General features: G+C 64.1%; 10 protein-coding genes. 9 read left to right on the top strand and 1 reads right to left on the bottom strand.

All coding sequences use genetic code 11. From position 1 onward, the window contains the following. The first annotated feature begins 31 nt into the window (after positions 1-31). The 3 genes from cgtA (at position 32) to AC1ZV1_RS04840 (ending at position 2,899) form a co-directional block, all read left to right on the top strand. On the top strand, positions 32-1,252 hold the full coding sequence (gene cgtA / locus AC1ZV1_RS04830; RefSeq protein ID WP_484295740.1) for an Obg family GTPase CgtA: 1,221 nt from the start codon (positions 32-34) through the stop codon (positions 1,250-1,252). Positions 1,253-1,313: 61 nt separating this feature from the next. After that, a complete protein-coding gene (gene proB, locus AC1ZV1_RS04835; RefSeq protein ID WP_484295741.1) occupies positions 1,314-2,432 on the top strand; it encodes a glutamate 5-kinase in 1,119 nt (372 codons plus the stop codon). A gap of 11 nt (positions 2,433-2,443) precedes the next feature. After that, positions 2,444-2,899 carry a CreA family protein gene (locus tag AC1ZV1_RS04840; RefSeq protein WP_296288624.1) on the top strand — a complete coding sequence of 152 codons (456 nt, stop codon included), beginning with the start codon at positions 2,444-2,446 and terminating at the stop codon, positions 2,897-2,899. A 146-nt stretch (positions 2,900-3,045) separates the two neighbouring features. Here the strand turns inward: AC1ZV1_RS04840 and rpsT are convergent, their stop codons facing one another. Further along, positions 3,046-3,315, bottom strand: coding sequence for a 30S ribosomal protein S20 (rpsT, locus tag AC1ZV1_RS04845; protein ID WP_009617555.1), 270 nt, complete (start codon positions 3,313-3,315; stop codon positions 3,046-3,048). 253 nt (positions 3,316-3,568) lie between these two features. On the opposite strand from rpsT, the gene murJ reads away from it, so the two are divergent. From murJ to ispH, 6 genes are all read left to right on the top strand, one after another. Then, positions 3,569-5,107, top strand: coding sequence for a murein biosynthesis integral membrane protein MurJ (gene murJ / locus AC1ZV1_RS04850; RefSeq protein WP_484295742.1), 1,539 nt, complete (start codon positions 3,569-3,571; stop codon positions 5,105-5,107). 106 nt (positions 5,108-5,213) lie between these two features. Further along, the gene (gene ribF / locus AC1ZV1_RS04855; RefSeq protein ID WP_484295743.1) at positions 5,214-6,152 is read left to right on the top strand and encodes a bifunctional riboflavin kinase/FAD synthetase; all 939 of its coding nucleotides are present in this window, start codon (positions 5,214-5,216) and stop codon (positions 6,150-6,152) included. 21 nt (positions 6,153-6,173) lie between these two features. Beyond that, positions 6,174-9,008 carry an isoleucine--tRNA ligase gene (gene ileS, locus AC1ZV1_RS04860; protein ID WP_484295744.1) on the top strand — a complete coding sequence of 945 codons (2,835 nt, stop codon included), beginning with the start codon at positions 6,174-6,176 and terminating at the stop codon, positions 9,006-9,008. Further along, on the top strand, positions 9,001-9,510 hold the full coding sequence (gene lspA, locus AC1ZV1_RS04865; RefSeq protein WP_484295745.1) for a signal peptidase II: 510 nt from the start codon (positions 9,001-9,003) through the stop codon (positions 9,508-9,510). The genes ileS and lspA overlap by 8 nt, the downstream gene beginning before the upstream one ends. Further along, positions 9,503-9,955: an FKBP-type peptidyl-prolyl cis-trans isomerase gene (gene fkpB / locus AC1ZV1_RS04870; RefSeq protein ID WP_484295746.1), complete on the top strand. Its 453-nt coding sequence runs from the start codon at positions 9,503-9,505 to the stop codon at positions 9,953-9,955. Before lspA ends, fkpB begins: the two co-directional genes overlap by 8 nt. 97 nt (positions 9,956-10,052) lie before the next feature. Then, positions 10,053-10,997: a 4-hydroxy-3-methylbut-2-enyl diphosphate reductase gene (gene ispH, locus AC1ZV1_RS04875; protein WP_484295747.1), complete on the top strand. Its 945-nt coding sequence runs from the start codon at positions 10,053-10,055 to the stop codon at positions 10,995-10,997. The last annotated feature ends 41 nt before the right edge of the window (positions 10,998-11,038 follow it).

Genomic DNA, 11,038 nt, shown 5'->3' on the forward strand with positions numbered 1-11,038 from the left:
CAACCCGCCGGCTCGGCGGGAGGCGTTCGCAATGAAATTCGTCGACGAAGTATCCATCCACGTGAAAGCCGGTGACGGCGGCAACGGCCTCATGAGCTTCCGCCGCGAGAAGTTCATCGAGAAAGGCGGTCCCAACGGCGGTGACGGTGGCGACGGCGGCTCGGTGTTCCTCGAGGCCGACGAGAACCTGAATACTCTGGTGGACTACCGCTACACCCGTCGTTTCGATGCCCAGCGCGGCGAGAACGGCGGCAGCAAGGATTGCACCGGCGCCAAGGGCGAGGACCTCGTCCTGCCGGTGCCGGTCGGTACCACCATCATTGATGCCAATACGCAGGAAATCATCGGTGACCTGACCGCTGCCGGTCAGCGCATCATGGTGGCCCAGGGCGGTTGGCACGGCCTGGGTAATACCCGTTTCAAGTCGAGTACCAACCGTGCGCCGCGCCAGACCACGCCGGGCAAGCCGGGCGAGGCGCGCGACCTCAAGCTGGAGCTGAAAGTGCTGGCGGACGTTGGTCTGCTGGGGCTGCCGAACGCAGGTAAGAGCACCTTCATTCGTGCGGTGTCCGCCGCCAAGCCCAAGGTCGCCGACTACCCTTTCACCACCCTGGTGCCGAACCTGGGCGTGGTCAGCGTTGGTCGCTTCAAGAGCTTCGTGGTCGCCGATATTCCCGGCCTGATCGAAGGTGCTGCCGAAGGTGCCGGTCTGGGTATCCGCTTCCTCAAGCACCTCGCGCGTACTCGCCTGCTGCTGCACATCGTCGACATGGCGCCGCTGGATGAAAGCGACCCGGCCGATGCTGCTGAAGTCATCGTTCACGAGCTGGAGAAGTTCAGTCCCGCGCTGACCGAGCGTGACCGTTGGCTGGTGCTGAACAAGATGGACCAGATCCTTGAGCCCGAGGAGCAGGAGCGTCGCAAGCAGGCCGTGGTCGAGCGCCTGGGTTGGGAGGGACCGGTCTACGTGATCTCTGCGCTGGAGCGCGAAGGCACCGAGAAGCTGAGCCAGGACATCATGAAATACCTCGACGAGCGCACCCTGCGCATCGAGGAGGAGCCGGCCTATGGCGAAGCCCTGGCCGCCCTGGATCAGCGCATCGAGGATGAGGCTCGTGCTCGTCTGCAGGCCCTGGATGACGCCCGTGCACTGCGTCGCTCCGGTCTGAAGAATGTCGATGATGTGGATGACGATGATTTCGAGGATGACGAAGACGACGGCGATGGGCCGGAAATCTTCTACGTGCCTTGATCGGGTCGGCGCCCGCCGGTCCGGATGAAACGTGTGAAGCCTGACTTCTAAGGTTGAGGGTATGCGTGAGAAGGTCACTGGCGCCAAGCGCTGGGTAGTCAAGATTGGCAGTGCGTTGCTGACCGCTGATGGTCGCGGTCTGGATCGCGACGCCATGGCGGTGTGGGTCGAGCAGATGGTCGCGCTCCATTGCGCGGGCGTCGAGCTGGTGCTGGTGTCGTCCGGCGCTGTCGCGGCGGGTATGAGTCGACTGGGTTGGGTTTCCCGGCCGAGTGATATGCACGAGCTGCAGGCGGCTGCCGCGGTGGGGCAGATGGGCCTGGTGCAGGCGTGGGAGTCCAGCTTCGGCGTGCACGGCCTGCAGACTGCGCAGGTGTTGTTGACTCATGACGACCTCTCCGACCGCAAGCGCTACCTGAACGGGCGCAATACCCTGCGCACGCTGGTGGATCTTGGTGTGATCCCGGTGATCAACGAGAACGACACCGTCGTCACTGACGAGATTCGCTTCGGTGACAACGACACCCTGGCGGCGTTGGTCGCCAACCTGGTCGAGGCTGATCTGCTGGTGATCCTCACCGATCGCGATGGCATGTTCGACGCCGATCCGCGCAACAATCCGGATGCCGAGCTCATCTTCGAGGCTCGCGCCGATGACCCTGCCCTGGATGCGGTGGCTGGTGGTACTGGTGGTGCGCTGGGGCGTGGTGGCATGCAGACCAAGCTGCGCGCGGCGCGCCTGGCGGCGCGTTCTGGTGCGCACACTGTCATCGTGGGCGGTCGTATCGAGCGCGTGCTCGATCGCCTGCGTACTGGTGAGCGTCTCGGTACGCTGCTGACGCCCGAGCAGAGTCGCAAGGCGGCTCGCAAGCAGTGGCTGGCTGGCCATCTGCAGATGCGCGGTACGCTGGTGCTGGACGATGGTGCGGTGAAGGCGATTGCCCAGGATCACAAGAGTCTGCTGCCGGTCGGCGTGAAAGCCGTGCAGGGCAGTTTCCGTCGCGGCGAGATGGTGGTCTGTGTGGATCAGCAGGGTCGGGAGATCGCCCGTGGCCTGGCGAACTACAGTGCGCTCGAGGCGCAGAAGATCATTGGCCAGCCGACCGATGCCATTGAAGGTCTGCTCGGCTATGTCGACGGTCCGGAGCTGGTCCATCGCGACAACCTGGTGCTCGTCTGAGGAGATTGCCCATGCGCAAGGGATTGATGGCGGCGCTGATGCTGCTGCCGGTGCTGGCTCGGGCCGATGTGGTCGGCGAGGTGTCCACCGTCTTCAAGTGGGTGGGGCCGAACGACAAGATCGTCGTCGAGGCTTTCGATGACCCGAAGGTGCAGGGTGTCAGTTGCTATCTCTCGCGTGCCAAGACCGGCGGCGTGAAGGGTGGTCTGGGCTTGGCGGAGGATCGTGCCGAGGCGTCGATCTCCTGTCGCCAGGTCGGGCCGATCCGCTTCGCGGGTGAGCTGAAGGATGGCGAGGTGGTGTTCCAGCAGCGTACTTCGCTGGTGTTCAAGACCATGCAGGTGGTGCGCTTCTTCGATAAGAAGCGCAATGCGCTGGTCTACCTCGTCTATAGCGATCGGGTGATCGAGGGCAGTCCGCAGAATGCGGTGACGGCGATTCCGATCATGCCGTGGCCTGAAAAGTAGAAAAGAGAAGGGCGGGTGACCGCCCTTTCTTTTTGCCTGCAGGCCTTTCACCGGTAGAGGTGATGAGTCTGGGGATAACTCGTTCGAAGAGTAAATCGCAGGCAATAAAAAACCGGCCTGAGGCCGGTTTTTCAAGAACAGAACGCTTACGCGGTGGCCAGGGCCTTCACGTGGGCGTTCAGGCGGCTCTTGTGACGAGCGGCCTTGTTCTTGTGGATGATGCCTTTGTCAGCCATACGGTCGATGACCGGTACGGCAGCAACCAGAGCGGCCTGGGCCTTCGGCAGGTCCTTGGCGTCGACTGCTTTGACTACGTTCTTGATGTAGGTACGAACCATGGAACGCAGGCTGGCGTTGTGGCTGCGACGCTTCTCAGCCTGTTTGGCGCGTTTTTTGGCGGAAGGTGTGTTGGCCACCGTCGAGCTCCTCGAAAAAAACTTGGGATGTTGCGAATAAATTAAGGCCGCGAATAATGCCGTTGCATCAGGGCCTTGTCAAGGGTATGCGCGGCCTCCGACGAGTGGTGCGGCGGGCGCACGCTGTCCGGCGGATGGGGTGATTTATTCGCCCCGCGGCCCTACACTGCTGCGCTTCGCCTGGCGCTCGAGCAATCGCTCCAGCCCAGGGCTGCACCCTGCAGGGGCGGCCATTCTACCAGTTCTGGACGCTATGAACCTACTCAAGTCGCTGGCTGCGGTCAGCTCGATGACCATGATCTCGCGGGTGCTCGGCTTCGTGCGCGACACGATCGTCGCGCGCATGTTCGGTGCCGGCATGGCCACCGACGCCTTTTTCGTCGCCTTCAAGCTGCCTAACCTGCTGCGGCGCATTTTCGCCGAGGGGGCGTTCTCCCAGGCCTTCGTGCCGATCCTGGCCGAGTACAAGACCCAGCAGGGCGAGGAGGCGACTCGCACCTTCGTCGCCTATGTGTCCGGCCTGCTGACCCTGATCCTGGCGCTGGTCACGGCGCTGGGCATGCTCGCCGCGCCCTGGGTGATCTGGGTGACGGCGCCCGGCTTCGTCGATTCGCCTGAAAAGTTCGAGCTCACCAGCTCCCTGCTGCGGGTCACCTTTCCTTATATCCTGCTGATCTCGCTGGCCTCGCTGGCGGGGGCGATCCTCAATACCTGGAACCGCTTCTCGGTGCCGGCCTTCGTGCCGACCCTGCTGAACGTCAGCATGATTCTCTTCGCGCTGTTCCTGACGCCGTACTTCGATCCGCCGATCATGGCGCTGGGCTGGGCAGTGCTGGCCGGTGGCCTGGCGCAGCTGCTCTACCAGCTGCCGCACCTGAAGAAAATCGGCATGCTGGTGCTGCCACGCGTCAATCTGCGCGACTCCGGCGTCTGGCGCGTGCTCAAGCAGATGGGCCCGGCGATCCTCGGCGTCTCGGTCAGTCAGATTTCACTGATCATCAACACCATCTTCGCGTCTTTCCTGGTTGCCGGCTCGGTGTCGTGGATGTACTACGCGGATCGCCTGATGGAGCTGCCGTCCGGCGTACTGGGTGTGGCACTGGGTACCATCCTGCTGCCGTCCCTGGCCAAGACCTACGCCAGCGATGACCGCCACGAGTATTCGCGGCTGATGGACTGGGGCCTGCGCCTGTGCTTCCTGCTGGTGCTGCCGTGCTCCCTGGCGCTGGCGGTGATCGCCGAGCCGCTGACCGTCGCGTTGTTCCAGTACGGCAAGTTCAGCGCCCACGACGCCCTGATGACCCAGCACGCGCTGATCGCCTACGCGGTCGGCCTGCTCGGCATCATCCTGGTGAAGGTGCTGGCGCCGGGCTTCTATGCGCGGCAGAACATCAAGACGCCAGTTAAGATCGCGCTGTTCACCCTGGTGTCCACCCAGTTGATGAACCTGGTGTTCATCGGCCCGCTCAAGCATGCAGGCCTGGCGCTGGCGATCAGCCTGGCGGCTTGCCTGAACGCCGGCCTGCTGTATTGGCAGCTGCGCAAGCACCAGCTCTTCGACCCGCAGCCAGGGTGGGGCAGGTTCATCGCCAAATTAGTCGTATCTGTACTGGTGATGTGCGCCGTGCTGCTGGGCATGATGCACTTCATGCCGGCCTGGGATGAGGGTGGCATGCCGATTCGTCTGGTGCGCCTGGGTATGCTGGTGGTGGCCGGTGTGATTGCCTATTTCGGTATGCTGGCGCTCCTCGGCTTCCGCCTGCGGGACTTCTCCCGCCGCGCGGTGCTGTAACCTTCGCCGGGCAAAGCATTGCATCCGTTTGCGGCGACGGCATTTTGCCTGTCGCGCGGCCGCGGGTGTGGGTATAATCGACCACTTTCTGAGCAATACGCGCGCTATGCAGCTGCTTCGAGGCCTTCACAACCTGCGGCCCCTGTCCGGGGGCTGTGTCGCCACCATCGGTAACTTCGACGGCGTCCATCTCGGCCACCAGGCGATCCTGGGGCGTCTGCGCGAGCGTTCGCTGGAGCTGGGCGTGCCCAGTTGCGTGGTGATCTTCGAGCCGCAGCCGCGCGAGTACTTCGCGCCCGATGCCGCCCCGGTGCGCCTGACGCGCCTGCGCGAGAAGCTCGAACTGCTGCGTGAGTATGGCGTCGACTTCGTCCTCTGCCTGGCGTTCAACCGCCGTCTGCGCGAGCTGTCGGCCGCCGAATTTGTTCGCCAGGTGCTGGTGGAAGGCTTGCGGGTCCGCCATCTGGAAGTGGGTGACGACTTCCGCTTCGGCTGCGACCGTTCCGGCGACTTCGCCTTCCTGGTCAACGCCAGCGCGGAGCAGGGCTTCACCGTCGAAGCCGCGACCACCGTGGAAGTCGACGGCATGCGCGTGAGCAGCTCGCGTATTCGCAAGGACCTGGCCGACGGCGACCTGCATATGGTCGAGCGCCTGCTGGGTCGTCCGTATCGCCTGAGCGGCCGCGTGCTGCACGGGCAGAAGTTGGGTCGCACCCTGGGCTCGCCCACCGCGAACATCCAGCTCAAGCGCCGCAAGGCGCCGCTCAATGGCGTTTACCTTGTCAGCACGATGGTGGCTGGCCAGCGCCAAAACGGGGTGGCCAACATCGGCACCCGACCGTCTGTGAATGGCGACGGCCGGCCCCACCTGGAAGTGCATCTGCTGGACTTTGCTGGCGATCTCTACGGCCAGCACCTGGATATCACGTTCCACCAGAAGCTGCGTGATGAGCAGCGTTTCGCCTCGCTCGAGGCACTCAAGGCGGCCATCCTCGCCGACATCGCCGCCGCCCGAGCCTATTGGCTGGGCCAACCGCTTGATTGAAGATCCTGAACAGGCCCTGAGATGACCGATTACAAAGCCACTCTGAACCTTCCCGAAACCGACTTCCCGATGAAAGCCGGCCTGCCGCAGCGCGAGCCGCAGACCCTGAAGCTCTGGAACGATATTGGCCTGTACCAGAAGCTGCGGAAGATTGGCGAAGGTCGCCCGAAATTCATCCTGCACGATGGCCCGCCTTACGCCAACGGCAGCATCCACATCGGTCACGCGGTCAACAAGATCCTCAAGGACATCATCGTCCGCTCCAAGACCCTGGCCGGCTACGACGCCCCCTATGTGCCGGGCTGGGATTGCCACGGCCTGCCGATCGAGCACAAGGTCGAGACCACCCACGGCAAGAACCTGCCGGCGGACAAGACCCGCGAACTGTGCCGCGAATATGCCGCTGAGCAGATCGAAGGGCAGAAGGCCGACTTCATCCGCCTGGGCGTACTGGGTGACTGGGACAATCCCTACAAGACCATGAACTTCTCCAACGAGGCCGGCGAAATCCGCGCGCTCGCCGAAATGGTCAAGCAGGGCTTCGTGTTCAAGGGCCTGAAGCCGGTGAACTGGTGCTTCGACTGTGGCTCGGCCCTGGCCGAGGCGGAAGTCGAGTACGCCGACAAGAAGTCCGACGCCATCGACGTCGCCTTCCCGGTGGAAGACGCCGACAAGCTGGCCGCCGCCTTCGGCCTGGCCAGCCTGCCGAAGCCGACTGCCATCGTCATCTGGACCACCACCCCCTGGACCATCCCGGCCAACCAGGCGCTGAACGTCCACCCCGAATTCACCTATGCGCTGGTCGACACCGGCGAGCGTCTGCTGGTGCTGGCTGAAGAGCTGGTCGAGTCGAGCCTTGCGCGCTACGGCCTGGAAGGTCGGGTCATCGCCACCGCCCAGGGCGAGGCGCTGGACCTGATCCGCTTCCGCCATCCGTTCTATGAGCGCTTCTCGCCGGTCTACCTGGCCGAGTACGTCGAGCTGGGCGCTGGCACCGGCGTGGTCCACTCCGCTCCGGCCTACGGCGAGGACGACTTCCGTACCTGCAAGCAGTACGGCATGAGCAACGACGACATCCTCAGCCCCGTGCAGAGCAATGGCGTCTACGTGACCGACCTGCCGTTCTTCGGCGGCCAGTTCATCTGGAAGGCCAACCCGGCTATCGTCGCCAAGCTCGATGAAGTGGGCGCGCTGCTCAAGCACGCCAGCATCAGCCACAGCTACATGCACTGCTGGCGCCACAAGACTCCGCTGATCTACCGTGCCACCGCGCAGTGGTTCGTCGGCATGGACAAGCAGCCGCAGACCGGCGCCACCCTGCGCGAGCGCGCGCTGGAAGCCATCACCGAGACCGAGTTCGTGCCGAACTGGGGCCAGGCGCGCCTGCACGGCATGATCGCTGGCCGTCCGGACTGGTGCATCTCGCGTCAACGCAACTGGGGCGTACCGATCCCGTTCTTCCTGCACAAGGCCACCGGCGAGTTGCACCCGCGCACTGTCGAGCTGATGGAAGCAGTCGCCCAGCGTGTCGAGCAGTCAGGCATCGAGGCCTGGTTCAAGCTCGACGCCGCCGAACTGCTGGGTGACGAGGCCGCGCAATACGACAAGATCAACGACACCCTGGACGTCTGGTTCGATTCCGGCACCACTCACTGGCACGTGCTGCGCGGCTCCCATGCCGAGCTGGGGCACGCCAGCGGCCCGGCCGCCGATCTTTACCTGGAAGGCTCCGACCAGCACCGCGGCTGGTTCCACTCGTCGCTGCTGACCGGTTGCGCCATCGACGGCCATGCGCCGTACCGCCAGCTGCTGACCCACGGCTTCACCGTGGACGAGTCCGGCCGCAAGATGTCCAAGTCCCTGGGCAACACCGTGGTGCCGCAGACCGTGATCGACAGCATGGGCGCCGACATCCTGCGCCTGTGGGTCGCCTCCACCGACTACTCCGGCGAGATCGCGGTATCCCAGACCATCCTTCAGCGCAGCGCCGACGCCTACCGTCGTATCCGTAATACCACGCGCTTCCTGCTGTCCAACCTCTCCGGCTTCGACCCGGCCAAGGACCTGCTGCCCAACGACCAGCTGCTGGCCCTGGACCGCTGGGCCATCGACCGCGCCCTGCAGCTGCAGCGCGAGCTGGAAGAGGCCTACCGCGACTACCGCTTCTGGAACGTCTACTCCAAGGTGCACAACTTCTGCGTGCAGGAGCTGGGCGGCTTCTACCTGGACATCATCAAGGACCGCCAGTACACCACCCAGGCGAACAGCGTTGCCCGCCGTTCCTGCCAGACCGCGCTGTTCCACATCGCCGAGGCCCTGGTGCGCTGGATCGCACCGATCATGGCGTTCACCGCCGAAGAGATCTGGAGCTTCATGCCGGGCGAGCGCGCCGAGTCGGTGATGCTGACCACCTGGTACGACGGCCTGACCGAGCTGCCGGTCGATGCCGAACTGGACCGCGCCTACTGGGACGAAGTCATGGCTGCCAAGGCGGCCGTGAACAAGGAACTGGAAAACCTGCGCAGCGCCAAGACCATCGGCGGCAACCTGCAGGCGGAGATCACCCTGTATGCCGATGACTCCCTGGCCAAGCGCCTGGAGAAACTGGGCAACGAGCTGCGCTTCGTACTGATCACCTCCGCGGCCACCGTCGCGCCGCTGTCCGCCGCGCCGGCTGACGCAGTGGCGAGCGAGCTGCCGGGCCTGAAGCTGCAGGTCGTGAAGTCGTCCCACGCCAAGTGCGGCCGTTGCTGGCACTTCCGCGCCGATGTCGGCAGCAACGCTGCACACCCGGAACTGTGTGGTCGCTGCGTCGAGAACATCGAGGGCGCGGGCGAGGTGCGTCACTATGCCTAATGCCGACCGCTTCGGCCGCCTGCCCTGGCTGTGGATCACCGTGGTCGTGTTTGTCCTGGATCAGGTCACCAAGGCCTTCTTCCAGTCCGAACTGACCATGTACCAGCAGATCGAGGTCATCCCGGACCTGTTCAGCTGGACCCTGGCCTACAACACTGGCGCCGCATTCAGTTTCCTGGCGGACAGCTCGGGCTGGCAGCGCTGGCTGTTCGCCCTGATCGCCGTCGTGGTCAGCGGCGTGCTGCTGGTCTGGCTCAAGCGCTTGAAGCGCGGCGAGACCTGGCTGGCCATCGCCCTGGCGCTGGTGCTGGGCGGCGCGCTGGGCAACCTGTACGACCGCATGGTCCTCGGGCACGTGGTGGACTTCATCCTCGTGCACTGGCAGGACCGCTGGCGCTTCCCAGCCTTCAACCTGGCCGACAGCGCCATCACCGTCGGCGCCATCATGCTGGCGCTGGACATGTTCAAATCGAAGAATTCCGGAGAGACCGCCAATGGTTGATTCCTCTGACACCATTCAGCGCATCGGCGGCGACTCGAAGGTCACCTTGCATTTCGCCCTGAAACTCGATGACGGCAACGTCGTCGACAGCACCTTCGACAAGCAACCGGCCACCTTCAAGGTCGGCGATGGCAATCTCCTGCCGGGCTTCGAGCAGGCACTGTTCGGCCTCAAGGCCGGTGACAAGCGCACCCTGACCATCGAGCCGGAGCAGGGCTTCGGCCAGCCGAACCCGGCCAACGTTCAGGTGATGCCGCGCGACCAGTTCGAAGGCATGGAGCTGGCCGAAGGCCTGCTGGTGATCTTCAACGATGCCGCCAAGACCGAACTGCCGGGCATCGTGAAGGAATTCGACGAGCAGCACGTCACCATCGATTTCAACCATCCGCTGGCCGGCAAGACCCTGGCGTTTGAAGTCGATATCATCGACGTACAACCAGCCTGATTGGCTGCGCGGCTCGCTGCTGGCGGGCCGTTGCGTTGCAGGCGAAGTATTCCTACCGGCCCCTCGTGGGCCGGCTTGCGTAGCACCCGAGGCCACCATGCAAATCAAACTCGCCAATCCCCGCGGCTTCTGTGCCGGCGTCGACCGGGCGATCGAGATCGTCAACCGCGCCCTCGACGTCTTCGGCCCGCCGATCTACGTGCGCCATGAAGTAGTGCACAACAAGTTCGTGGTGGAGAACCTGCGCAACCGCGGCGCCGTGTTCGTCGAGGAGCTCGATCAGGTGCCGGACGACACCATCGTCATCTTCAGCGCCCACGGCGTTTCCCAGGCGGTACGCAAGGAGGCCGAGAACCGTGGCCTGAAGGTTTTCGACGCCACTTGCCCGCTGGTGACCAAGGTGCACATGGAAGTTGTGCGTTACAGCCGCGACGGCCACGAATGCATCCTGATCGGCCACGAAGGCCACCCGGAAGTGGAAGGCACCATGGGTCAGTACGACGACTCCAATGGAGGCGCCATCTACCTGGTGGAAGACGAGGCAGACGTCGCCGCGCTGGACGTGCGCAACCCCGAGGCGCTGCACTTCGTCACCCAGACCACCCTGTCGATGGACGATACCTCCAAGGTGATCGACGCCCTGCGCGCGAAATTCCCGCACATCCAGGGTCCGCGCAAGAACGACATCTGCTACGCGACCCAGAACCGCCAGGACGCCGTGAAGGAATTGGCCGACCAGTGCGACCTGGTGCTGGTGGTCGGCAGCCCGAATAGCTCCAACTCCAACCGCCTGCGCGAGCTGGCCGAGCGCATGGGTACCCCCGGCTACCTGATCGACGGCGCCGAGGACATGCAGAAGGAGTGGTTCGACGGCGTGCAGCGCATCGGCATTACCGCTGGCGCTTCGGCTCCGGAAGTCCTGGTGCGCGGCGTGATCCAGCAGCTGCGTGACTGGGGGGCGGAGCCTGAAGTCGAGCTGGACGGGCGGGAGGAGAACATTACCTTCTCGATGCCCAAAGAACTGCGGGTGAAGGCGATCTGAGCCGAGTCGGAATGCAGACAAGAAAAAGCCCGATCAGTTGA

The sequence above is a fragment of the Pseudomonas sp. BB438 genome (assembly GCF_057180225.1).

Excerpts from the sequence above, each read along its gene's own strand:
- cgtA (WP_484295740.1), top strand. The coding sequence starts at position 32 with ATGAAATTCGTCGACGAAGTATCCATCCACGTGAAAGCCGGTGACGGC.
- proB (WP_484295741.1), top strand. The coding sequence starts at position 1,314 with ATGCGTGAGAAGGTCACTGGCGCCAAGCGCTGGGTAGTCAAGATTGGC.
- AC1ZV1_RS04840 (WP_296288624.1), top strand. The coding sequence starts at position 2,444 with ATGCGCAAGGGATTGATGGCGGCGCTGATGCTGCTGCCGGTGCTGGCT.
- murJ (WP_484295742.1), top strand. The coding sequence starts at position 3,569 with ATGAACCTACTCAAGTCGCTGGCTGCGGTCAGCTCGATGACCATGATC.
- ribF (WP_484295743.1), top strand. The coding sequence starts at position 5,214 with ATGCAGCTGCTTCGAGGCCTTCACAACCTGCGGCCCCTGTCCGGGGGC.
- ileS (WP_484295744.1), top strand. The coding sequence starts at position 6,174 with ATGACCGATTACAAAGCCACTCTGAACCTTCCCGAAACCGACTTCCCG.
- lspA (WP_484295745.1), top strand. The coding sequence starts at position 9,001 with ATGCCTAATGCCGACCGCTTCGGCCGCCTGCCCTGGCTGTGGATCACC.
- fkpB (WP_484295746.1), top strand. The coding sequence starts at position 9,503 with ATGGTTGATTCCTCTGACACCATTCAGCGCATCGGCGGCGACTCGAAG.
- ispH (WP_484295747.1), top strand. The coding sequence starts at position 10,053 with ATGCAAATCAAACTCGCCAATCCCCGCGGCTTCTGTGCCGGCGTCGAC.